Below are 21,925 nucleotides of genomic sequence, written 5' to 3'. Positions count from 1 at the left end.
TCGGTCGTCGTGTTCGTCATGACAGGGACGGTACGGGGCGAGTGGCTCAGGTGTATGGGCCATTTCACCGGTCTGTGCACGGGCCAATCAGGAGAGGGCCGCCGCGGTTCCGGCAGCACATCCGGTGGCGGGCGGGCATCGGGCGGGCATCGGACGGACATCAGGCGGCCGTTCGGAAACGGCTCTGCCACACCCATTGACGCCTTCCGGTGCACAGCCTACGTTCGTTTCACTCTCCGCACACTCGTGCGCATAGCGAACACTACGGGATCACCGGTCTCCGCCGGCCCCTCATACTCGGGAGTCCTTATGCACCACCGGCTTTCCAGACTCGTCATCGCGACGGCGACCGCCGTCGCGCTGGCCGGATGCGGTTCCTCGGCCTCCTCCGGCGACGACGCCGAGGCGGGGGACGGCGGCACCGCGCAGGTGAAGGTCGGCGTCATCCCGATCCTCGATGTCGCCCCGATCTACCTGGGCGACAAGAAGGGCTTCTTCAAGGACCGGGGCATCGACCTGACGCTGGAGAGCGGCCAGGGCGGCGCGGCCATCGTGCCCGGCGTGGTCAGCGGCCAGTTCCAGTTCGGCTTCTCCAACGTGACCTCCCTGATGGTCGCCCACTCCAAGGGCGTGCCGATCCAGTCGGTCGTCAACGGCGTGGCCTCCACCGGCAAGGACGGCGCCGACTTCGGCGGCGTGGCGGTCGCGAAGGACAGCAAGCTCAAGTCGGCCGAGGACCTGGCCGGCAAGAAGGTCGCCGTCAACACCCTCAAGAACATCGGCGACACCACCGTCCGCGAGTCGGTGCGGAAGGCCGGCGGCGACCCCGGGGACATCGAGTTCACCGAGCTCGCCTTCGACCAGATGCCCGCCGCCCTCTCCGAGGGCCGGGTCGACGCCGCCTGGCTGGTCGAGCCCGCGCTCTCCATCGCCAAGGCCCAGGGCGCCCGCGTCATCGCCTCCAACTTCGTCGACACCGCCCCCGACCTGACCGTGGCCACGTACTTCACCTCCGCCAAGCTCACCAAGGAGAACCCGGAGCTGGTGGAGAAGTTCGGCGAGGCGATGAACGAGTCCCTGCGGTACGCCGACGAACACCCCGACGAGGTCCGCGACATCCTCGCCACCTACACCAAGATCGACGCCAAGCTGGCGAAGTCCCTGACCCTGCCGCGCTGGCCCACCGAGACCAACCGTGCCTCGATCGAGAAGCTGGCCGAACTCGGCAAGAACGACGGCGTGTTCACCAAGGCCCCGGATCTGGACGCTCTCTTCCGATGACCTCCACCACCCTGCCCGGGGAGACGAGGCCGGCCGGCCCCGGCCGCCTCGGCCCGGTGCTGCGCGGCCTGGCCGGGCTCGCCGGCCTGGCCGCACTGCTCCAGGTGCTGCCGCTCACCGGCCTCGTCTCCGCCGACTACCTGCCCACCACCACCTCCATTCTCGCCGCGTTCACCCAGCTTCTCGGCGACCCGGGATTCTGGACCGCGCTCGGCGACACCCTGACCGGCTGGGCGCTCGGCCTGGCCATCGCCGTCGCCGCCGGCGTCGTGCTCGGCATCGTGATCGGCTCCGTCCCCGTGCTGCGCGCGGCCACGGCCTCCACCATCGAGTTCCTGCGGCCGATCCCGTCCGTGGCGCTCATCCCGGTGGCCGTGCTGCTCTACGGCACCGACCTCCGCTCCACCCTGCTGCTCGTCGTGTACGCCGCCTTCTGGCAGGTGCTCGTCCAGGTGCTGGCCGGGGTCCACGACGTCGACCCGGTCGCCGACGACACCGCGCACAGCTACCGGCTCGGCCGCTGGGGCCGCGTCCGGTACGTGCTGTGGCCCACGGCCCTGCCCTACGTCATGACCGGGGTGCGGCTGGCCGCGGCCGTCGCGCTCGTCCTCGCCATCACCGCCGAACTCATCATCGGCACCCCGGGCCTGGGCAAGCAGATCGCCGTCGCGCAGAACTCCGGCGCCGTCCCCGAGGTCTACGCCCTCGTCCTCGTCACCGGACTGCTGGGCGTGACGATCAACCTCGCGGCCCGCGCGGTCGAGCGACGCACGCTCTTCTGGCACCAGTCGGTCCGCGGCAAGGAGGCACCGTGATCCTGTCGGCCGCCAAACGGGCGCTGACCGTCCTCGGCCTGCCCGCCGTCCTCTTCACCGTCTGGTGGTTCGCCACGGCGGACAGCACCGACTTCTACTTCCCCGCGCTGCGGGACATCCTCGCCGCCTTCGGCACCGTCTGGACCGGGGAGCGGCTCGCCACCGACGTGCTGCCCAGCCTCGTCCGGCTCGCGGAGGGCTACCTCCTCGCCTCCGCCGCGGGCATCGCGCTCGGCGTGCTCATCGGCACCAAGCAGGCCGTGCGCGACGTCCTCGAACCGGTCCTGGAACTCTTCCGGGCCATCCCGCCGCCCGTCCTCATCCCGGTGATCATGCTCTTCGCGGGCATCGGCGACACCATGAAGGTCCTGGTGATCGCCAGCGGCTGCCTCTGGCCGGTGCTGCTCAACACCGTCGAGGGCGTCCGCTCCGCCGACGAGGTGCTGAGCGACACCTGCCGCGCCTTCGGCATCACCGGCTTCGCCCGGCTCCGGCACTTCCTGCTCCCCGGCGCCGGCCCGCAGATCGTCACCGGTATGCGCCAGGCGCTCTCCATCGGGATCATCCTCATGGTCATCAGCGAGATGTTCGCGGCGAGCAACGGCCTCGGCTTCACCGTCGTCCAGTTCCAGCGCAGTTTCGCCATCCCCGAGATGTGGAGCGGTGTACTGCTCCTCGGCATCCTCGGATTCCTGCTCTCACTGCTCTTCCGGCTGGTGGAGAACCGGGCCCTCGCCTGGTACCACGGCCTGCGCCGGGCCCAGAGGTCGTCATGACCGGCGGCCGGCTGCCCGTTTCCCCCAAGGAGGCGTCGATGCTCGACGTACAGGGTCTGCGCAAGACCTACACCGCCCGCGGCCGCACCGTCGAGGCCGTCCGCGACCTGACCTTCCACATCGCGCCCGGCGAACTCGTCTGCCTCGTCGGCCCGTCCGGCTGCGGCAAGACCACCCTGCTCAAGTGCATGGCCGGGCTGCTGGCCCCGACCGGCGGCGAGGTGCTGCTGCGGGGCCGTCCCGTGACCGGACCGCCGGAGGGCATGGCCGTCGTCCTCCAGGAGTACGGCCGCTCCCTCTTCGCCTGGATGAACGTCCACGACAACGTGGGCCTGCCGCTGCGCCGGAAGAAGATGTCCAGGGCGCGCCGTGAGGAACTCGTCGACCACGCGCTGGAACTCGTCGGCCTCTCCGACGCCCGCGACGCGTACCCCTGGCAGCTCTCCGGCGGTATGCAGCAGCGCGTCGCGATCGCCCGCGCCGTGGCGTACGAGCCGCAGGTGCTGCTGATGGACGAGCCGTTCGCGGCCGTCGACGCGCAGACCCGCGCCGAACTGGAGGACCTCATCCGCCGGCTCTGGCACGAGCTGGGTGTCACGGTGCTCTTCGTCACCCACGACATCGACGAGGCCGTCTACCTCGGCCAGAAGACGATCATCCTCTCCAAGTCGCCGACCGTCGTGCAGGAGGAACTCGTCATCGACCTCCCCGACGAGCGCGACCAGCTGCACACCCGCTCCAGCGCCCGCTTCGGCGAACTGCGCGCCCACGTCTACGAGCAGATCCAGCGCGCGAAGAACGGCGCCGTGCCGGAGACGGGGAGCGGAACCGCGGGGCCCGGAGGAGGGGGAGAATCCGGCGCAGCCGGAGAGTCCGGAGAGTCCGGAGAGTCCGGAGAAGACGCGAAGACGGTGAAAAGCTCCGGCTTGACACCGGAATCGGCCAAGTCCTAACGTCCGCCCGGGATCTGCGCGGGATCCGCGCAGGTCAACGGGGCAAGGAGAACGATGACGGACAGCGGTACGGACAGCAGCGGTACGGACGGCGGGCGCGGCCCGCACTTCGTCCAGTCGCTGGAACGCGGCCTCGCCGTGATCCGGACGTTCAGCGCCGAGACACCCGAACTGACCCTCACGGAGGTCGCCAAGGCCACCGGCCTGAGCCGGGCCGCGGCCCGCCGCTTCCTGCTGACCCTGGCCGATCTCGGCTACGTGCGCTCCGACGGCCGGCTGTTCCGCCTCACCCCCCGGGTCCTCGACCTGGGCTACCCGTATCTGTCCAGCCTCTCGCTGGCCGACGTGGCGGCGCCGCACCTCGAACAGCTCGTCGCCACCGTGCGCGAGTCCTCCTCGGCGGCCGTCCTCGACGGCGAGGACATCGTGTACGTCAGCCGCGTGCCCACCCGCCGGATCATGACCGTGTCCATCAGCATCGGCACCCGGTTCCCCGCCTACGCCACCTCCCTCGGCCGGGTCCTGCTCGCCGGGCTCCCGCCCGCGGAGCGGGAGGCGTTCCTGGAGCGCGCCGCACTCGCCCGGCTCACCCCCCGGACGATCACTTCCCGGGAGGACCTGGCGGCCGAGCTGGAGACGGTGCGCGCCCAGGGATGGAGCATCGTCGACCAGGAACTGGAGCTCGGCCTGATATCGGTCGCCGCGCCGGTCCACGACGAGCAGGGGCGCGTGGTCGCGGCCATCAACGTCTCCACCCACGCCAGCCGGGCCACCCCCGAGTCGATCCGGCAGGACCTGGTGCCGGTCCTGCTGGACACCGCCGCGGGCATCGAGGCCGACCTGCACAAGAACAGCCGGTCCTGAACCGAAGCCGACCCCGGTAGGGTCCGGGGACATGGAGGAACCCCGGGCCACCACCACCGGCTCCGATCTGCACCTGGACCTCCCGGCCCCGGGCGGCGCCGGAGTGCGCGACGCCCTCATCACCGCCCTGCGCGAGGCCGTGCGCGGCGGCCGGCTCGCCCCCGGCACCCGGCTGCCCTCCTCCCGCTCCCTCGCCGCCGACCTCGGCCTCGCCCGCAACACCGTGGCCGACGCCTACGGGGAACTCGTCGCCGAGGGCTGGCTCACCGCCCGCCAGGGCTCCGGCACCCGCGTCGCCCTCCGCGCCGACCCCGTACCGCCGCCCGCCGGCCGCTCCGTCCCGGCCGCCCGGACGCCGCGCCGCCGGGTGCACAACCTGCTGCCCGGCTCACCCGACCTTTCCGCCTTCCCGCGCGCCGCCTGGCTCACCGCCGCCCGCCGCGCCCTCGCCGCGGCCCCGGCCGACGCCTTCGGCTACGGGGACCCGGCCGGCCGGCCCGAGCTGCGGCACGCCCTCGCCCACTACCTCGCCCGGGCCCGCGGCGTGCGCACCGCCCCGGAACGCATCGTGGTCTGCGCGGGGTTCGTCCAGGGCCTGATGCTGCTGAGCCGCGCGCTGAGAGCCATGGGAGCGGAGGCCGTGGCCGTCGACTCCTACGGGCTCGACTTCCACTGGTCCCTGATCCACGGCGAGGGGCTGCGCACCGTACCGCTGCCGAAGGACGGACAGGGCACCCGGGTCGGCGAGCTGGACCACCGGCGGGACGTCGGCGCCGTGCTGCTCACCCCGGCGCACCACTTCCCCACCGGGATGCCGCTCTCGCCGGAGCGCCGCTCCGCCGTCGTCGACTGGGCCCGCCGCACCGGCGGTCTCGTCCTGGAGGACGACTACGACGGGGAGTTCCGCTACGACCGCCAGCGCGTCGGGGCGCTGCAGGGGCTCGACCCGGAACGGGTGGTCCACCTCGGCACGGCCAGCAAGAGCCTCGCCCCCGGGCTGCGGCTGGCCTGGATGGTGCTGCCGCAGCACCTGGTCGGCGAGGTCCTCGCCGCCAAGAACCCGGCCGAGGAGATGACCGGCACCCCCGACCAGCTGATCCTGGCCGAGTTCATCACCGGCGGCGGCTACGACCGCCATCTGCGCTCCATGCGGCTGCGCTACCGGCGGCGCCGCGACCGGCTCGTCGCGGCCCTCGCCGAACGGGCCCCGCACATCCCCGTCACGGGCATCGCGGCCGGCCTGCACGCCGTGCTCGAACTCCCGCCCGGTACCGAGGACCGGGTGCTGCGGGCCGCGGCCTGGGAGGGCCTGGCCCTGGAGGGCCTCAGCCGCTACCGCCACGACCCGGGGCCCGTCCCGGTGCCCGGCGCCGACTCCGCCGGGCCCGCCGCCGTCCCCGGCCCGGACGCCGCGGCTCCCGGCCCCGACGGCCTCGTCGTCGGCTACGGCACGCCGCCGGAGCACGCCTTCACGGCCGCCGTGGACGCCCTGTGCCGCGTCCTGCCACCGGCACCCTGAGCCGGCCGTAACCCGGGCATCGCCCGGCCCTCAGGCCCCCCGCAGCTCGGCCCGGAGCCGGTCCAGCCCCCAGTCCAGGTCCTCCTTGGAGATCACCAGCGGCGGCGCGAGACGGACCGTGGCCCCGTGGGTGTCCTTCACCAGCACACCGGCCCGCAGCAGCCGTTCCGAGAGCTCCCGGCCGGTGCCGTTCCGGGGGGCGATGTCCACACCGGCCCACAGCCCGCGGCCCCGTACCGCCTCGACCAGGCCCTCACCGGCCATCACGGCCAGCTCCCGGTGCAGATGCCCGCCCAGCTCCGCCGCGCGCCGCTGGTACTCGCCGGTCCGCAGCAGCTCGATGACCTCCAGGGCGACCGCGCAGGCCAGCGGGTTGCCGCCGAACGTCGAACCGTGCTCGCCCGGCCGGAACACCCCCAGCACCTCCCGTGAGGACACCACCGCGGACACCGGCACCACACCGCCGCCCAGCGCCTTCCCCAGCAGATACACGTCCGGGACGACGCCCTCGTGCTCGCAGGCGAAGGTACGGCCGGTGCGCCCCAGCCCGGACTGGATCTCGTCCGCGACGAACAGCACGTTCCGGGCCCGGGTCAGCTCCCGCACCCCCGCCAGATAGCCGTCCGGCGGCACCAGCACCCCCGCCTCGCCCTGGATCGGCTCCAGCAGCACCGCGACCGTGTCCTCGCCGATCGCCGCCTCCAGCGCGGCCAGGTCCCCGTACGGGACGATGTCGAAGCCGGGGGTGTAGGGGCCGTAGTCCGCGCGTGCCTCGGGGTCGGTGGAGAAGCTGACGATGGTGGTGGTCCGGCCGTGGAAGTTGTCCGCGGCGACGACGATCCTGGCCCGTCCGTCCGGCACGCCCTTGACCTTGTAACCCCACTTGCGGGCCGTCTTCACGGCCGTCTCCACCGCCTCCGCTCCCGTGTTCATCGGGAGCACCGTCTCCATGCCGCACAGATCGGCCAGCCGCTCGCAGAAGTCGCCGAACCGGTCGTGGTGGAAGGCCCGGGAGGTGAGGGTGACCCGGTCCAGCTGCTCCCGGGCCGCGGCGATCAGCCGCGGATGCCGGTGGCCGAAGTTGAGCGCCGAGTAGGCGGCCAGCATGTCGAGATACCGCCGCCCCTCCACATCCGTCACCCAGGCCCCCTCGGCGGTGGCCACGACGACGGGCAGGGGGTGGTAATTCCGTGCGCTGTGGGCCTCTGCGGCGGCGATACTGCGTTCCGTACGCGCTGTCACGGCTTCTCCATTCGGTGGCCCGGGGGGAATGCGAACTCTTTCTATCGCTGATCGGCCACCGCGCGAAACAATCTCTCCGAGCGGCTTCCGGATCGGGGGGCCGGGAGCCCTCGCACACCTGAGACAATGGGCCCATGGCCCTTGATCGACCTCGTGTGCTCTCCGGTATCCAGCCCACCTCCGGTTCGTTCCACCTGGGGAACTACCTGGGCGCGGTCCGCCAGTGGGTGGCCCAGCAGGACACCCACGACGCGTTCTACATGGTGGTGGACCTCCACGCGCTCACCGTCGTGCAGGACCCGGAGGCGCTGCGCGCCGACTCCCGGGTCGCCGCGGCGCAGCTGCTCGCCGCCGGTCTCGACCCGGAGCGCTGCACGGTCTTCATCCAGAGCCACGTCCCGGAGCACGCGCAGCTCGGCTGGGTGCTGAACTGCCTGACGGGCTTCGGCGAGGCCTCGCGGATGACGCAGTTCAAGGACAAGTCCGTCAAGCAGGGGACCGACCGGACCACCGTCGGCCTCTTCACCTACCCGGTCCTCATGGCCGCCGACATCCTCCTCTACCAGTCGGACGCCGTCCCGGTCGGCGGCGACCAGCGGCAGCACCTGGAGCTGACCCGGGTCCTCGCCGAGCGCTTCAACGGCCGCTACGGCGAAACGTTCAAGGTCCCCGACGCCTTCATCGTCCCGGAGACCGCCCGGATCACCGACCTCCAGGACCCGGCGCTCAAGATGAGCAAGTCCTCCTCGACCCCCAAGGGCATCGTCAATCTGCTGGACGAGCCCAAGGTCTCCGCGAAGAAGATCAAGAGCGCGGTCACCGACACCGACACGGTGATCCGCTACGACGAGGAGAACAAGCCCGGCGTCAGCAACCTCCTCACCATCTACGCCGCGCTCACCGGCGCCACGGTGGCGGAACTGGAGCAGCGGTACGAGGGCAAGGGCTACGGTGCGCTCAAGACCGACCTCGCCGAGGTGTACACGGAGTGGGCGACCCCCTTCCGGGACCGCACCCGGGAATATCTGGACGATCCGGAGACGCTGGACTCAATCCTGGCCAAAGGTGCGGAGAAGGCCCGCGCCGTGGCGGCCGAGACGCTCGCGCGGGTCTACGAGCGCGTCGGCTTCCTGCCCGCCAAGCACTGAGCGAGCCCCGAAGGAGCCGGTACGTCCGGGACAACGACACCAGCAGAGGAGAACGACGTGGGGACCGTAACGCTCGGCGTTTCGATCGCGGTCCCGGAGCCGTACGGCAGCCAGCTCCAGGAGCGGCGCGCGGGCTTCGGGGACACCGCCGCGCACCACATCCCGACCCACGTCACCCTCCTTCCCCCCACCGAGGTCGACGCCGCCCTGCTGGCGGACTTCCGCCGCCATCTCGCGGAGGTGGCGGCCGGCGGCCGTCCGTTCGCGATGCGGCTGGAGGGCACCGGCAGCTTCCGGCCGGTCTCGCCCGTGGTCTACGTCAAGCTGGCGGAGGGCATGCGGGAGTGCTCCGAGCTCCAGGAACTGGTGCGCTCCGGCCCGGTGGAGCGGGAACTCCAGTTCCCCTACCACCCGCATGTGACCGTCGCCCACGGCATCGCCGACACGGCGATGGACCGGGCCCTGGTGGAGCTCGCCGACTACACCGCCGCCTGGCTCGCCTCCGGCTTCGCCCTCTACGAGCAGGGCACGGACGGGCAGTGGCGGATGCTGCGCGAGTACCCCTTCGGCCGGGACGCCACGGCCTCCGGCCGGCCCGTGCGCCCCTCCCCGGCCGGCGCGGCAGCCGCCTCCTTTCCGCGCCCCTGAGGAGGCCGCGCCCGAGCCCCGTCCCCGGAGGACGCCCGGGGGGGCGCGGACGGCCCCGCCCCCGGGGAGCTCCGGAGACGGGGCCGGGAAGGGGAGCCCGGCCGCCGGCCCACGCCTTGACCGGCCGGGTCCTCGCCGCGCGCGAACCGGCTCAGACGACGATGACCCGGCGCCCGCGCGTGTGACCGGCCTGGCTGTCGATGTGCGCCGCAGCGGCCTCGGCCAGCGGGTACGACCTCTCGACCGGGATGTGGAGCCCGCCCTCCGAGATGAGGCGGGCGGCCTCGGCGAGCGCGTCCGTCATGCTCCCGGCCGCCCCGGAGAACCGGACACCGAGTTCCCGTGCGGCGGGATCGGCGATGGTGATCACCTTCTGCGGATCCCCGGTCAGCTCGACCAGCTCGCGGAGCACGCCCGAGCCGGCCAGATCGAGAGCCGCGTCGACACGGCCCAGCCGCCGCACCCGCTCGGCCCAGCCCTCGCCATACGTCGTGGCGACGGCACCCAGGCCGCGCAGATAGTCCTGGTTCGCGGCCCCGGCCGTGCCGATCACCGTGATGCCGCGGTCGCGGGCGATCTGCAGCACCGCCGATCCGACGCCCCCGGAGGCACCGTTGACCAGCAGCGTCTGCCCGTAAGACACACCGGCCTCGCGGATGATGCGCAGCGCGGTCTCCATCACGGAGGGGTACCCGGCCGCCTCCTCGAACGTCAGGCCCTGGGGCATACGGGCCCAGGCCGACAGCACGGCGAACTCGGCGTAGGTGTCGGAGCCTCCGCCGAACACGGGGTCGCCGATCTCGACCCCTTCGACACCCTCGCCGATCTCGTCCACCACCCCGGCGGCGTCCTGCCCGACTCCGGCGGGCAGCGCGAGCGGGCTGATCTGCTGGAACTGGCCCTCCCGGATCCTCCAGTCGACGGGGTTCACCCCCGCCGCCCGTACGGCGATACGTATGTGGCCGGGGCCCGCGTGGGGCTCCTCGGCATCCATGAGGCGCAGAACGTCGGGACCGCCGAAGGCGGCGAAGCTCACTTTCTTCATACGGGGACCGTAACACTAACCGTTAGTTTTATTGAACCGTTCCGCATTTGTATCTGATAGTTTCAGGCCATGACCGAGCCGACCGGACGCCGTGAGCGCAAGAAGGCCGCGACCCGCCAGAAGATCGCCGAGACCGCCCTGCGGCTCTTCCTGGAGCGCGGGTACGACGCGGTGGGCATCCGTGACGTGGCCACCGAGGCCGACGTGGCCGTCACCACGGTCTTCTCGCACTTCGCCTCGAAAGAGGCCCTGGTGTTCGAGCAGGACGAGGACTTCGAGCAACGCCTCCGGCAGGCGGTCACCGGCCGGGCGCCGCACGAGCCGCTCATCCCCGCGCTGCGCCGCGAGATCCAGGCCCTGGTACGCCATTGCACGGCGGACGGCACCGCCCCGATCCGGCGCATGGTCGACGCGACCCCCGCCCTGCGGGAGTACGAGGAGTCGATGATGCTCCGCCACGCGGAGTCGCTGGCCGCGGCCATCGCCGGCGAATCCGGCCCGCCCCGGACCACCACGGCCTGCCGGACGATCGCGAGGTTCGTGGTCGACGCCTTCTCCCTGGCCCGTGAGGCGACCGATCCGGAGACCGCGGTGGACGAGATCTTCCGGATGATCGAGGCGGCCTGGGAGGCCACCCGCCCTCCGGGCGGGCGCCGGCCCCGTCCCCGGGAACGGCGGGCGCGGGCCGCGGATAAGGGCTCCGGCCGGGTCCGCCGGGACGGCTCCCTCCGCGGGCGTGGACCGTTCACCGGCCGGCCGCGACGGCTCATACCGGGACGCCCGCACCGCGCCCCCGCCCACCCGAAGCACCGGGCGCGCCGGGGCGGCGCACCGTTCAGGTTTCCCGGTCCCCCGGTGCGCGACCGGCGGCCGGAGGGGGTAGGCGACCGCCATGGACTGGCTGAAGAGACTCCCCGTGGTCGGCCCCGCCGCCACCCGGCTGCTGCGGACACACGCCGGGCGCGCCTATCAGCGGCTCGACGAGGTGCACTGGGACCGCCTCGCCGCGGCCATCACCTTCTTCAGCTTCATCGCGGTCTTCCCGCTGATCAGCCTGGGCGCCTCGATCACCGCCGCGCTCCTCGGCCCGGCCCAGGTGCGCGAACTGCAGCGGCAGGTGGCCGAGCAGCTGCCCCTCTCCGCCGAGCGGCTCGACCTGGCCGAACTGGTGACGAACGCCGGCACGGTCGGACTGATCTCCGGCAGTGTGCTGCTGGTGGTCGGCACCCGCTGGGTGGGCTCGCTCCGGGAGTGCCTGCGCACCGTCTGGCAGAAGGAGGAGGACCCCGGCAACCCCGTGGTGCTCCGGCTCAAGGACATCGCGGTACTCCTGGGCCTGGCGGTGACCGGGCTGTGCGCCGTGGCCGGCTCGGCGTTCGCCAGCAGCGCCGTCGGCTGGGCCGCCGGACGGCTCGGGCTCGACGAGGGCGGCGTGGGCAGCGTGCTGCTCTTCCTCGCCGGACTGGGCATCGGGATCCTCGCGGACTTCCTGATGCTGGCGTATCTGCTGACCAGGCTGCCGCAGGTGCACCCGGAGCGCCGCGCCGTGATCTTCGCCGGACTGATCGGCGCGGTCGGTTTTGAACTGCTGAAGCTGCTCCTCAGCAGCTATCTGCAGGGCGTGGCCGGCAAGAGCATGTACGGCGCCTTCGGCGTGCCGGTCGCCCTGCTGCTCTGGATCAGCCTCATGGCCCGGCTGCTGCTGTACTGCGCCGCCTGGACGGCGACCGAACTCCCCCGCCCCGCCGGGGACCATGCCGCCGGGGAGAACCCTTCCGGCGCCGGTGCGCGGTCTTCCGCCGGTGCGCGGGCCCCCGCCGGCCCGACGGCCTCCGGAACCGGGGTCAGCCCCGCGGCTCCGGCTTCCCCTCCGGGGACTTCTCGGAAGCCGGGGTCTCCCCAGGCTTCTCCGGCTCCTTCGGCTTCCCCGGCCTCCCGGGCTTCCACAGTTTCCACGGCGTCCGGGACCGCGGAGCAGCCCCCGGAGCGCCCGGATCGCCCGGGGTCTCCGCCGGGTGGCGCCCTGCCCGCTCCGGCAGCGGCCAGCGGCGGTGAACCAGCAGCCCCGCCGCGGCCAGCACCACCAGCAGCGCGCCCATGAGGCCCAGCACCGTGCCGACCCCGGCCGAGCCGCCCGGCGTCCGCTGCGCCGCGACCCCGGCCTGCGCGGGATCCTCCGGCCGCGCGCCGTCGGTGCCGCCCGCCTCGCCCGTGGCGGGCTCGGCGCCGCGGGGCGGTACCAGCGTGCCCACCGGCTCGGCCTTCCCGGCGGCCTCGAACCCCCAGTCGAAGAGCTTCGCGGTCTCCTTGTAGACCGCGTTGTGCTCCTTGGAGGACGGGTTCATCACCGTGACCAGCAGCACCCGCTCACCGCGCTGGGCGACCCCGGTGAACGTCCAGCCCGCCTTCGAGGTGTAGCCGTTCTTGATCCCGGCGACGCCCTTGTACGGAGTGAGGTCGTAGTCCCCGGTGAGCAGCCGGTCGGTGTTCTGGATCGTGAAGGTCTCGCGCTTCTTCTTCTTGGTCTTCTTGTCCGTCTTCCACTTGCCGGGGAAGTCGGCGCTCACCGTCGAGCAGTACTCGCGGAAGTCGGCGTTCTGCAGCCCGGAGCGGGCGATGAGCGTCAGATCGTAGGCGCTGCTGAACTGGTGGGGGGCGTCGTAGCCGTCGGGGCTGACGACGGTGGTGTCCAGGGCGTTGAGCTCCTCGGCCCGCGCCTGCATCTCCTGGACGGTCCGGTCGATGCCGCCGTTCTTGTGGGCCAGCACGCGCACCGCGTCGTTGCCGGAGCGCAGGAAGACACCGAGCCAGAGATCGCGCACCGTGTAGGTGAGGTTCTCCTTGATGCCGACGGCGCTGCTGCCCGCGCCCATGCCCTCCAGCTCGGTGCGGAGGACCTTGTGCTCCTGCTTCTTGTCGAACTTCGGCAGCAGGGTGTCCGCGAACAGCATCTTGAGGGTGCTCGCGGGCGGCAGCTTCCAGTGCGCGTTGTGCGCGGCCAGCACATCGCCCGACTCGGCGTCGGCGACGATCCAGGAGCGGCCGGTCAGCTTCGCGGGCAGTGCGGGCACCCCGGGGCCGGGGCGCACCTGGGTGCCGGGGCGGCCGAGCAGCTCGCCGCCGATCTCGGACATCCGCGCGGGCGGCTTCGGCTCCTTCGGCTTCCCGCTGTCCCCGTCCGCGGCGAGCGCGGGCCCGGCGGAGAGCGGGAACAGCAGCAGGGCGGCCGCGACGGCCGGTATCAGTCCGCGCGACAGTGCGGCGGGGCGGCGGGCGGATACGCCCGGTACAAGAGCAGGCACGACCGTGAAAGTACCGTGTGCCGCCCGCCAACGGCACACCGCGGTGGCCGAGTTGCGCCACGCCCGGGAAATCCGCAGGCCGTGCCGTCCGGACGGCCGCACCGCCCCGGGCGTCGGGCATCCCGCGGGGCCGGTGATACTGGAACGCATGTCGCGTTCTGCCGTGGACTCCCCGCCCGCAACCTCCCGTCCGATGCTGCCCGGCCGCAGGGCCTCCTGGTTCCTGCTGGCCTTCGGGGTGTGGAGCTGGTTCATCTGGACGACCTTCGCCCGGAACCTCTGGGGGAACGGAAGCGGACTGGCCTTCGACGACGCCGGTGAGCCGACCGCTTACTTCTGGGTGCATCTGCTGCTCGCCGTCACCTCCCTCCTGCTGGGGACCGCCGTCGGCCTGATCGGGCTGCGCGGTGTACGCGCCTGGCGCGCCGTCGCGGACGCCGGGGCCGGGCGGAGCGGGCAGGACGCGGGCCACGGTGACGTGCCGGCGCCGGGCACCGGGAGCCGGACGTGATCTTCCTCCTCGTCCTGCTGGTGATCCTCGGCCTGTTCGGGGGCGTGCACTGGTACCTGTGGCGGCGGATCGTCCGCGACACGACGGCGCCGGGCGGTGCCGGGCGGCGGATCGGCACGGCCGCGGCCGTGCTGCTGCCCCTGACCACGATCGCCGCCCTGACGAGCGGCCGGGCCGGGGCGCCCTTCGCCGTCGAACAGGTGCTGGCCTGGCCGGGCTATCTGTGGCTGGCCGTGGTGCTCTATCTGACGCTGGCCCTGCTGGTCGGCGAGGCGGTGCGGCCGCTGCTCCACCGTCTGCTCCGGTCCCGGGACAGGGCGGCCCGGCCCGCCGCCGCGGGCGAGCCCGTGCCCGCACCGGTGACGGCCCCCGGGGGCTCTCCGGAGACGGCAGCCGAGAGCTCCCCGGAGGCTCTCTCCGTCGCGGCCCCGGCGGGGGCGGGGGAGACGGCGGGTTCCGCCGCCGCCGGTCCCGCCGGGCCGGCTCCGCGGGCCGCCGGGTTGGGCCCCGCCCCGGCGGCTGATCCAGGACCGTCCGCCCAGTCCGCCCGGTCCGCCCCGCCGGAACCGTCCGCCCCTCCCGCTCCCAGCCGGAGGCTGTTCGTGGCCCGCACGGTGGCCGTCGCCGCCTCGGCGGCCGCGCTGGGCACGGTCGGCCACGGCACCCTGGACGTCCTGAACGGTCCCTCGGTCAAGCGGATCACGGTCCCGCTCGCCAAGCTGCCGCGCTCCGCGCACGGCTACCGGATAGCCGTGGTCAGCGACATCCACATCGGCCCGGTCCTCGGCCGGGCGCACACCCGCCGGATCGTGGAGACGATCAACCGGACGCGGCCGGACCTGGTCGCGGTCGTCGGGGATCTCGTCGACGGCGACGTCGCCGACCTGGGCCCGGCCGCCGAGCCGCTGGCCGGTCTCCGGTCCCGGGACGGTTCGTTCTTCGTGACGGGCAACCACGAGTACTTCTCCGGTGCGGCGCAGTGGGTGGACTTCGTGCGCGAGCTGGGGGTCAATCCGCTGGAGAACGCCCGGGTGGAGCTGCCCGGCTTCGACCTCGCCGGGGTCAACGACCCGGCGGCGGAGCGCGAGGGCACGGCGGGGGAGGGCCCCGACTTCGGCCGGGCGCTGGGCGACCGCGACCCGGCGCGGGCCTCGGTGCTCCTCGCGCACCAGCCGGTGGTGATCGACGAGGCCGTGCGGTACGGCGTCGGCCTCCAGCTCTCCGGGCACACCCACGGCGGTCAGCTGTGGCCCGGGGAGTATCTCGCCGCGCTCGCCAACCCGACCGTCGCGGGGCTGGAACGCTACGGCGACACCCAGCTCTATGTGACGCGCGGGGCGGGCGCATGGGGTCCGCCGGTCCGGGTGGGGGCGGAATCCGACATCACTGTGGTCACTCTGGCCTCACCACACGCCTGACGGCGGCCCTTACTGATCGATACAGATCGCCGATGATTGAACTTGACCAAATCTGACTATCAGGTTTGATCTCCCGCACAGCCCGAAAATGCTTGGGCGCATACGGCTATGCGCTGACTGCACACTGTGTTTAAGTGATGCAGATCACCGGATGGGGGGCAGGGGCGCTCTGCGCCCTTCCACCGGTGGAGCAGGTGTGCCGTGGGAGGGCTTCCGTGGAGTGGTTCCAATTCCGGATCGTCGCGATCATCGTCGCGGTCTCCGTGACGTTCGGCGTGATCGGCATCCGACTGCTGGAGGCTTACGAGAAAGGCGAGAAACCGATCCTCGTGGGGACCACGGACACGGTCTCCTCACTCGACCCCGCGGGCGCCTACGACGCGGGCTCCTGGGCGGTCTACTCCAACATCTACCAGTCGCTGCTGACCTTCGAGCGCGGCAAGGAGGAGCCCGTCCCCGACGCCGCCCGCAGCTGTGAGTTCACCGGCGCCGACCTGCTGCAGTACACCTGCGAGCTCCGCTCCGACCTGCAGTTCGCCAACGGCAACCCTCTGACGGCCGAGGCGGTGAAGTTCTCCTTCGACCGCATCCGCCGCATCAAGAGCCCCCAGGGCCCCATGCCGCTGCTGGACACCCTGGGCTCCGTGAAGGCCCGGGACAACACCGTCACCTTCTTCCTGCGGTCGCCCGACGCCACCTTCCCGTTCAAGATCGCGACAGGGGCCGGGTCGATCGTCGACCCCGCCACCTACGAGAAGGACCGGCTGCGCAGGGACGGCGACGCCAACGGCTCCGGCCCGTACCGCATCGACGGCTACTCGGAGGGCCGGGAGGCCCGGCTGGTGCCCAACACCGGCTACCGGGGAGCACTCGGAAGCCTCGGCAACCGCGTCACCATCCGCTACTACGACGGCCCCGGCGAACTCGAGAAGGCCTGGCAGAAGCGGGAGATCGACGTCGCCGCGCGCGGACTGCCGCCGGAGGCCCTGACCTCCGTCGTCGAAGCCGGCGCCCGCAACGTCAACGTGGAGGAGAACACCGCGTACGCCACCCGCTCGCTGGTGTTCAACCTCCGCGAGAACGCCCCGCTGAGCGAGCCGGCCGTACGGCAGGCCGTCGCCGCCGTCATCGACCGGCAGGCCCTGGCGCGGGACGTCCACGACCGCACCGTCACACCGCTGTACTCGCTCATCCCGACCGGGGTCAATGGCCACACCACCTCGTTCTTCGAGAACGACCCCAAGCCCGACCCGAGCCGGGCGCGCCAACTGCTGGAGGAAGCGGGCATCGAGACCCCGGTGCGGTTCCGCATCGCCTACTCCCAGGGCTCCGCCACGGACGCCGAGGCCGAACTCCTCCGCGAGCAGCTGGAGGAGACCGGGCTCTTCGAGGTCGACGTCACCCGGCACGCATGGGCCCAGTTCCAGAAGGGGTACGCCGAGGGCAAGTACGACGCCTACTGCATCGGCTGGGTCGCCGACTTCCCCGACCCGGAAACCTTCGTCACCCCGGTCGTCGGCTCCGGCTCCGCCTTCCACAACCAATACCGCGACAGCCGCGTCGACCGGCTCATCCGCGCCACCCAGCGCACCACCGACCGCCGCGAGGCCGCCCGCGACTTCGCGGCGATCCAGGAGATCGTCGCCGAGGACGTGCCGCTGATCCCGCTCTGGGAGCGCAAGGACTACGTGCTCAGCACGGAGGGCGTCGCCGGCTACCAGTACCTGTCGGACGGCAGCGGGGCCTGGCGGCTCTGGGAGCTGAGCAGGATCTGACCGGCGTTCCGGGGCACCGGCCGGAGCAGGATCCGACCGGCGTCCCGGGACCCGGCCGCCACCGGGATCCGCCCCGGCGCGCCGACGGGCCCGGTCCGTACGTCTCGCACGTACGGACCGGGCCCGGTCGCGTTCACCACGGGGCCGCCCGGAAACGGGCGGCCCGGCCGGCTCAGAAGCGGCGCGTGATCAGTGCCCGCTTGACCTCCTGGATGGCCTTGGTGATCTCGATGCCGCGCGGGCACGCCTCGGTGCAGTTGAAGGTGGTGCGGCAGCGCCAGACGCCCTCCTTGGAGTTGAGGATCTCCAGCCGCTGCTCACCGCCCTCGTCGCGCGAGTCGAAGATGAAGCGGTGCGCGCCCACGATCGCCTGCGGGCCGAAGTACTGCCCGTCGTTCCAGAACACCGGGCAGGACGACGTGCACGCGGCGCACAGGATGCACTTGGTGGTGTCGTCGAACCGCTCGCGGTCCTCGGCGCTCTGCAGCCGCTCGCGCGTCGGCTCGTTCCCCTCGGTGACGAGGAACGGCATGATGTCGCGGTACGCCTGGAAGAAGGGCTCCATGTCGACCACGAGGTCCTTGAGGACCGCCAGGCCCTTGATGGGCTCGACCGTGATCGGCTTCTCCGGGTTCATGTCCTTGATCAGCGTCTTGCACGCCAGCCGGTTGCGGCCGTTGATGCGCATCGCGTCCGAGCCGCAGATGCCGTGCGCGCAGGAGCGCCGGAAGGTCAGCGTCCCGTCGAGCTCCCACTTGATCTTGTGGAGGGCGTCGAGCACCCGCTCCTTCGGGTCGATCTCGAACCGGAAGTCCTCCCAGCTCGCGTCGGCCGACACCTCCGGGTTGAACCGGCGGATCCGGAAGGTGACCGTGATCAGGTCCGCGGCCGTGGCGGAAGCCGGCGTGTCCTGGGGCTCGTGCTTGTCGAGCGTTGCGGTGCTCATCAGTACTTACGCTCCATCGGCTGGTAGCGGGTCGTCACGACCGGCTTGTAGTCGAGCCGGATCGACTCGGTGCCGTCCTCGCCCACCTCGCGGTACGCCATGGTGTGCCGCATGAAGTTGACGTCGTCGCGGTTGGGGAAGTCCTCGCGGTAGTGACCGCCGCGGGACTCCTTGCGGGCCAGCGCGGACACGGCCGTCACCTCGGCCAGATCGAGCAGGTTGCCCAGCTCCAGGGCCTCCAGCAGGTCGGTGTTGAACCGCTTGCCCTTGTCCTGCACGGACACGTTGAGGTAGCGCTCGCGCAGCGCGCCGATCTCCTCGACCGCCGTCTTCAGCGTCTGCTCGGTGCGGAACACCATGACGTTGGTGTCCATGGTCTCCTGCAGCGCCTTGCGGATCTCGGTGACCCGCTCGGTGCCGGTGGCGCTCCGCATCCGCTCCACCTGGCCCACGACCTGGGCGGCCGGGTCCTCCGGCAGCTCGACGTAGTCGTGCTCCGCGGCGTACTCGGCGGCGGCGATGCCGGCCCGGCGCCCGAAGACGTTGATGTCGAGCAGCGAGTTGGTGCCCAGCCGGTTGGCGCCGTGCACGGAGACGCAGGCGACCTCGCCGGCCGCGTACAGACCCGGCACGACGGTGGTGTTGTCCGCCAGCACCTCGCCCTGGACGTTGGTCGGGATGCCGCCCATCGCGTAGTGCGCGGTCGGCTGGATCGGGATCGGGTCCGTGTAGGGCTCGATCCCGAGGTACGTCCGCGCGAACTCGGTGATGTCGGGCAGCTTGGCGTCCAGCTGCTCCGGCGGCAGGTGCGTCAGGTCCAGGTAGACGTGGTCGCCCTCGGGGCCGCAGCCGCGTCCCTCGCGGATCTCGGTGTAGATCGAACGGGAGACGACGTCGCGCGAGGCGAGGTCCTTCATGACGGGCGCGTACTTCTCCATGAAGCGCTCGCCGTCCTTGTTGCGGAGGATGCCGCCCTCGCCGCGCGCGCCCTCGGTGAGCAGGATGCCCATCCGCCAGATGCCCGTCGGGTGGAACTGGAAGAACTCCATGTCCTCCAGCGGCAGACCGCGGCGGAACGCGGCGGCCTGGCCGTCACCGGTCAGGGTGTGGGCGTTGGAGGTCACCTTGAAGAACTTGCCGGTGCCGCCGGAGGCGAAGATCACGGCCTTCGCCCGGAAGACGTGGATCTCGCCGGTGGCCAGCTCGTACGCGACGACGCCCGCGGTGCGCTTGACCCCGTCCGTCTCGTTGAGGAGGAGGTCCAGGACGTAGAACTCGTTGTAGAACTCCACGCCCTCCTTGACGCAGTTCTGGTACAGCGTCTGGAGGATCATGTGGCCGGTGCGGTCCGCGGCGTAGCAGGACCGGCGGACCGGCGCCTCGCCGTGGTTGCGGCTGTGGCCGCCGAAGCGGCGCTGGTCGATGGTGCCGCCCGGCGTGCGGTTGAACGGCAGGCCCATCTTCTCCAGGTCGAGGACGGCGTCGATGGCCTCCTTCGCCAGGATCTCGGCGGCGTCCTGGTCGACCAGGTAGTCACCGCCCTTGATCGTGTCGAAGGTGTGCCACTCCCAGTTGTCCTCCTCGACGTTCGCGAGGGCGGCGGCCATGCCGCCCTGGGCGGCGCCGGTGTGGGAGCGCGTCGGGTACAGCTTCGTCAGGACCGCGGTCCGGCTGCGCTTGGTCGACTCGATGGCCGCGCGCATGCCCGCGCCACCGGCGCCGACGATGACGGTGTCGTACTTGTGGATCTTCATGGTCTCGTCAGCCCCGGCTCTAGCGGATGTTCGGGTCGAAGGTGAAGATCACCAGCGTGCCCAGCAGAACGGTGAACACCGTGGCGGTCCACAGCAGCATCTTCAGCCAGAAGCGCGTGGTGTCCCGCTCGGCGTAGTCGTTGATGATCGTCCGCAGGCCGTTGGCGCCGTGCAGCATGGCGAGCCACAGCATGGTCAGATCCCAGATCTGCCAGAACGGCGAAGCCCAGCGGCCGGCGACGAAGGCGAAGTTGATCTTCTGCACACCGCCGTCCAGCACCAGCTGGAGCACGAGGTGGCCGACGACGAGGACGGTCAGCACGATGCCGGACAGCCGCATGAACAGCCAGCCGTGCATCTCGAAGTTGGTCCGGGACGCCCGCGGGGTCTTCTTGGTGCGGGCCCGCGGCGGCTCGATGACCGGAGCGGGGTTCTCGGGGCTGTAGCCGGCACTGCTGCCGGTCAGTTCGACGGACGAGCTCTCAGTGGTTGCCATGGTGCTCAGCTCCCGAAGACTTCGCTCGCGGCGTGGCCGAGGACGGGGTACAGGGCCCCGGCCATCAGCACGATCCAGATGGCCATGACCGTCCAGAGCAGCTGCCTCTGGTACTTGGTGCCCTTGGACCAGAAGTCCACCGCGACGACCCGCAGGCCGTTCAGCGCGTGGAAGAGGATGGCGGCGACGAGGCCGTACTCCATCAGGGCGACGAGGGGAGTCTTGTAGGTCGCGACCACGTCGTCGTACGCCTCGGGGGAGACGCGGACGAGGGACGTGTCGAGCACATGGACGAACAGGAAGAAGAAGATGAGGACACCGGTGACTCGATGAGCCACCCAGCTCCACATGCCTTCCCGGCCGCGGTAAAGCGTTCCAGCCGGCACGGACTTACCCTCCGGAAGCGGGACTGGGGCCTGCCGGCTCGGATGTCGGTATGGCCCGGCCGGGTACGGTCCACCGGCCCCGGCCATCGTAGCCACGCCGGAGCTGATCACTCCCACGGGGGGCCTCAGGTGTGATCAAACAGGCACGTACGGGCTACCGGAAGCCAGGAACCCGGCCGGAGACCCCGGGGCGAGCCGTTCAGGCCATGAGCCGGGCGAGCCTGCCGCGGCCCAGCCGGCGCATCTCCTCCGCCACCACGACCCGCTCCTGCTCCGGCTCGTGGCCGAGCCGGGTGCGGAGGCCGGCCAGCACATGGTCCAGCGACTCCGCCGGGTCCACGCCGTCCAGGCAGATCACGAAGGCGTGGCCGAAGCGGCTCTCGTACGCGGCGTGGGCGGCGCGCAGCGCGGTGTGCGCCGCCAGGACGCCCGGCCGCCGGGCCGGGACGGCGTCCGGCTGCCCGCTGCCGCAGCAGGAGTCGCGCGGGCCCGCCAGGGCGGGCTGCCGCTCCTCGCCCGAGCGGGCGCGCGGCAGCGGGAGCCCCGGCAGCCCGGGCGCGGACTCCCGGGCCAGGGCCTCGGCGAGGTCGGCGGGGGAGAGGTCGTAGCTCGCCTCGTCGGCGGCCGCCAGCAGCGCGCCGACATCCGGGTACGGCCGGTGGCCGGTGAGCCTGCGGGCCCAGCGGCGGCTGCCGCAGCAGGCGAGCAGCGCGTGTTCCGCGGCGTCGGGTGGCTGGGCGTTGAAGTGGTCGAGGCCGGAGACGGTGGACTCCTCTGGGAGCCCCCTGGCAGGGCCGGGGGAGGTGAGGTGAGGTGAGGTGCGAGAGATGACGCGGTGCGCGCACCCGCGCGGTGGGCCCGGGCGGCACGATGGGGCGAGGGGGTAACCGTAGCGGGCGGTGATGGCCGCCATGCCACAGATGCGCGAATTTCACCCACCGGGGGAGGTTTTTTGACGTGGCGTTGATGACGGCTCCGCGCCGCCGGTCCCACCGACCGCGGCCACCCGGTCCGACCTGGGCTTTTGTCGGGCCGACCGGTCGGTC

General features: G+C 71.9%; 19 protein-coding genes and 2 pseudogenes. 13 read left to right on the top strand and 8 right to left on the bottom strand.

The window, feature by feature from the left end; all coding sequences use genetic code 11:
- The first annotated feature begins 309 nt into the window (after positions 1–309).
- Genes E4N63_RS12315 through E4N63_RS12290 form a run of 6 tightly spaced genes read left to right on the top strand, consistent with a single transcriptional unit; the run spans position 310 to position 6,208 of the window.
- Positions 310–1,281 (top strand): ABC transporter substrate-binding protein, encoded by a 972-nt coding sequence (locus E4N63_RS12315; RefSeq protein ID WP_230240653.1) that lies wholly within the window; start codon positions 310–312, stop codon positions 1,279–1,281.
- Positions 1,278–2,096: an ABC transporter permease gene (locus tag E4N63_RS12310; RefSeq protein WP_230240651.1), complete on the top strand. Its 819-nt coding sequence runs from the start codon at positions 1,278–1,280 to the stop codon at positions 2,094–2,096. The genes E4N63_RS12315 and E4N63_RS12310 overlap by 4 nt, the downstream gene beginning before the upstream one ends.
- A complete protein-coding gene (locus E4N63_RS12305; RefSeq protein WP_228429901.1) occupies positions 2,093–2,872 on the top strand; it encodes an ABC transporter permease in 780 nt (259 codons plus the stop codon). The genes E4N63_RS12310 and E4N63_RS12305 overlap by 4 nt, the downstream gene beginning before the upstream one ends.
- A gap of 38 nt (positions 2,873–2,910) precedes the next feature.
- On the top strand, positions 2,911–3,825 hold the full coding sequence (locus tag E4N63_RS12300; RefSeq protein ID WP_230240649.1) for an ABC transporter ATP-binding protein: 915 nt from the start codon (positions 2,911–2,913) through the stop codon (positions 3,823–3,825).
- A gap of 54 nt (positions 3,826–3,879) precedes the next feature.
- A complete protein-coding gene (locus E4N63_RS12295) occupies positions 3,880–4,689 on the top strand; it encodes an IclR family transcriptional regulator (RefSeq protein ID WP_125624806.1) in 810 nt (269 codons plus the stop codon).
- Positions 4,690–4,720: 31 nt separating this feature from the next.
- Positions 4,721–6,208 carry a PLP-dependent aminotransferase family protein gene (locus E4N63_RS12290; protein ID WP_230240648.1) on the top strand — a complete coding sequence of 496 codons (1,488 nt, stop codon included), beginning with the start codon at positions 4,721–4,723 and terminating at the stop codon, positions 6,206–6,208.
- 30 nt (positions 6,209–6,238) lie between these two features.
- On the opposite strand, the gene rocD is transcribed toward E4N63_RS12290, so the two are convergent.
- Positions 6,239–7,450 (bottom strand): ornithine--oxo-acid transaminase, encoded by a 1,212-nt coding sequence (gene rocD / locus E4N63_RS12285; protein ID WP_125624808.1) that lies wholly within the window; start codon positions 7,448–7,450, stop codon positions 6,239–6,241.
- 134 nt (positions 7,451–7,584) lie between these two features.
- Between rocD and trpS the strand changes: the two genes are divergently transcribed.
- Positions 7,585–8,598 (top strand): tryptophan--tRNA ligase, encoded by a 1,014-nt coding sequence (gene trpS, locus E4N63_RS12280; protein WP_125624809.1) that lies wholly within the window; start codon positions 7,585–7,587, stop codon positions 8,596–8,598.
- A gap of 57 nt (positions 8,599–8,655) precedes the next feature.
- A complete protein-coding gene (locus E4N63_RS12275) occupies positions 8,656–9,246 on the top strand; it encodes a 2'-5' RNA ligase family protein (protein WP_125624810.1) in 591 nt (196 codons plus the stop codon).
- Between the two features lie 151 nt (positions 9,247–9,397).
- On the opposite strand, the gene E4N63_RS12270 is transcribed toward E4N63_RS12275, so the two are convergent.
- Positions 9,398–10,291: an NADP-dependent oxidoreductase gene (locus E4N63_RS12270; protein WP_230240646.1), complete on the bottom strand. Its 894-nt coding sequence runs from the start codon at positions 10,289–10,291 to the stop codon at positions 9,398–9,400.
- Between the two features lie 69 nt (positions 10,292–10,360).
- On the opposite strand from E4N63_RS12270, the pseudogene E4N63_RS12265 reads away from it, so the two are divergent.
- A pseudogene (locus E4N63_RS12265) lies at positions 10,361–10,930 on the top strand (TetR/AcrR family transcriptional regulator); the annotation flags it as partial.
- A 253-nt stretch (positions 10,931–11,183) separates the two neighbouring features.
- Positions 11,184–11,960, top strand: a pseudogene (locus tag E4N63_RS12260) (YihY/virulence factor BrkB family protein); the annotation flags it as partial.
- Between the two features lie 175 nt (positions 11,961–12,135).
- Here E4N63_RS12260 and E4N63_RS12255 read toward each other — a convergent pair.
- A complete protein-coding gene (locus E4N63_RS12255) occupies positions 12,136–13,848 on the bottom strand; it encodes a D-alanyl-D-alanine carboxypeptidase (RefSeq protein WP_230240643.1) in 1,713 nt (570 codons plus the stop codon).
- On the opposite strand from E4N63_RS12255, the gene E4N63_RS12250 reads away from it, so the two are divergent.
- From E4N63_RS12250 to E4N63_RS12240, 3 genes are all read left to right on the top strand, one after another.
- A complete protein-coding gene (locus E4N63_RS12250) occupies positions 13,787–14,104 on the top strand; it encodes an SCO4848 family membrane protein (protein ID WP_228429904.1) in 318 nt (105 codons plus the stop codon). The genes E4N63_RS12255 and E4N63_RS12250 overlap by 62 nt on opposite strands.
- Positions 14,101–15,522 carry a metallophosphoesterase gene (locus E4N63_RS12245; protein ID WP_230240642.1) on the top strand — a complete coding sequence of 474 codons (1,422 nt, stop codon included), beginning with the start codon at positions 14,101–14,103 and terminating at the stop codon, positions 15,520–15,522. The genes E4N63_RS12250 and E4N63_RS12245 overlap by 4 nt, the downstream gene beginning before the upstream one ends.
- Positions 15,523–15,737: 215 nt before the next feature.
- Positions 15,738–17,297 carry an ABC transporter substrate-binding protein gene (locus E4N63_RS12240; RefSeq protein WP_230240641.1) on the top strand — a complete coding sequence of 520 codons (1,560 nt, stop codon included), beginning with the start codon at positions 15,738–15,740 and terminating at the stop codon, positions 17,295–17,297.
- Between the two features lie 172 nt (positions 17,298–17,469).
- Here the strand turns inward: E4N63_RS12240 and E4N63_RS12235 are convergent, their stop codons facing one another.
- The 5 genes from E4N63_RS12235 to E4N63_RS12215 all read right to left on the bottom strand — a co-directional run bounded on the left by E4N63_RS12235 (position 17,470) and on the right by E4N63_RS12215 (position 21,792).
- Positions 17,470–18,243, bottom strand: a complete 774-nt coding sequence (locus E4N63_RS12235) for a succinate dehydrogenase iron-sulfur subunit (RefSeq protein ID WP_230240640.1) — start codon at positions 18,241–18,243, stop codon at positions 17,470–17,472.
- Entirely contained in the window at positions 18,243–19,997 is a 1,755-nt protein-coding gene (gene sdhA / locus E4N63_RS12230; protein ID WP_019710418.1) for a succinate dehydrogenase flavoprotein subunit, read from the bottom strand. Before sdhA ends, E4N63_RS12235 begins: the two co-directional genes overlap by 1 nt.
- 19 nt (positions 19,998–20,016) lie before the next feature.
- Positions 20,017–20,493 (bottom strand): succinate dehydrogenase hydrophobic membrane anchor subunit, encoded by a 477-nt coding sequence (locus E4N63_RS12225; protein ID WP_125624869.1) that lies wholly within the window; start codon positions 20,491–20,493, stop codon positions 20,017–20,019.
- A gap of 5 nt (positions 20,494–20,498) precedes the next feature.
- Positions 20,499–20,879: a succinate dehydrogenase, cytochrome b556 subunit gene (gene sdhC, locus E4N63_RS12220; protein ID WP_043465513.1), complete on the bottom strand. Its 381-nt coding sequence runs from the start codon at positions 20,877–20,879 to the stop codon at positions 20,499–20,501.
- Between the two features lie 199 nt (positions 20,880–21,078).
- Positions 21,079–21,792, bottom strand: coding sequence for a 2-oxo-4-hydroxy-4-carboxy-5-ureidoimidazoline decarboxylase (locus E4N63_RS12215; RefSeq protein ID WP_230240639.1), 714 nt, complete (start codon positions 21,790–21,792; stop codon positions 21,079–21,081).
- Between the last annotated feature and the right edge of the window lie 133 nt (positions 21,793–21,925).

Source organism: Streptomyces sp. MNU89, from assembly GCF_020982505.1.
In the GTDB taxonomy this organism is placed as follows: domain Bacteria; phylum Actinomycetota; class Actinomycetes; order Streptomycetales; family Streptomycetaceae; genus Streptomyces; species Streptomyces xinghaiensis.
Note: the sequence above shows the minus strand (reverse complement) of the source record. Positions and strands in the feature narration are given on the sequence as shown.

Coding starts and splice junctions, on each gene's coding strand:
- E4N63_RS12315 (WP_230240653.1), top strand. CDS start 310: ATGCACCACCGGCTTTCCAGACTCGTCATCGCGACGGCGACCGCCGTC.
- E4N63_RS12310 (WP_230240651.1), top strand. CDS start 1,278: ATGACCTCCACCACCCTGCCCGGGGAGACGAGGCCGGCCGGCCCCGGC.
- E4N63_RS12300 (WP_230240649.1), top strand. CDS start 2,911: ATGCTCGACGTACAGGGTCTGCGCAAGACCTACACCGCCCGCGGCCGC.
- E4N63_RS12295 (WP_125624806.1), top strand. CDS start 3,880: ATGACGGACAGCGGTACGGACAGCAGCGGTACGGACGGCGGGCGCGGC.
- E4N63_RS12290 (WP_230240648.1), top strand. CDS start 4,721: ATGGAGGAACCCCGGGCCACCACCACCGGCTCCGATCTGCACCTGGAC.
- trpS (WP_125624809.1), top strand. CDS start 7,585: ATGGCCCTTGATCGACCTCGTGTGCTCTCCGGTATCCAGCCCACCTCC.
- E4N63_RS12270 (WP_230240646.1), bottom strand. CDS start 10,291: ATGAAGAAAGTGAGCTTCGCCGCCTTCGGCGGTCCCGACGTTCTGCGC.
- E4N63_RS12250 (WP_228429904.1), top strand. CDS start 13,787: ATGCTGCCCGGCCGCAGGGCCTCCTGGTTCCTGCTGGCCTTCGGGGTG.
- E4N63_RS12255 (WP_230240643.1), bottom strand. CDS start 13,848: ATGAACCAGCTCCACACCCCGAAGGCCAGCAGGAACCAGGAGGCCCTG.
- E4N63_RS12235 (WP_230240640.1), bottom strand. CDS start 18,243: ATGAGCACCGCAACGCTCGACAAGCACGAGCCCCAGGACACGCCGGCT.
- sdhA (WP_019710418.1), bottom strand. CDS start 19,997: ATGAAGATCCACAAGTACGACACCGTCATCGTCGGCGCCGGTGGCGCG.
- E4N63_RS12225 (WP_125624869.1), bottom strand. CDS start 20,493: ATGGCAACCACTGAGAGCTCGTCCGTCGAACTGACCGGCAGCAGTGCC.
- E4N63_RS12215 (WP_230240639.1), bottom strand. CDS start 21,792: ATGGCGGCCATCACCGCCCGCTACGGTTACCCCCTCGCCCCATCGTGC.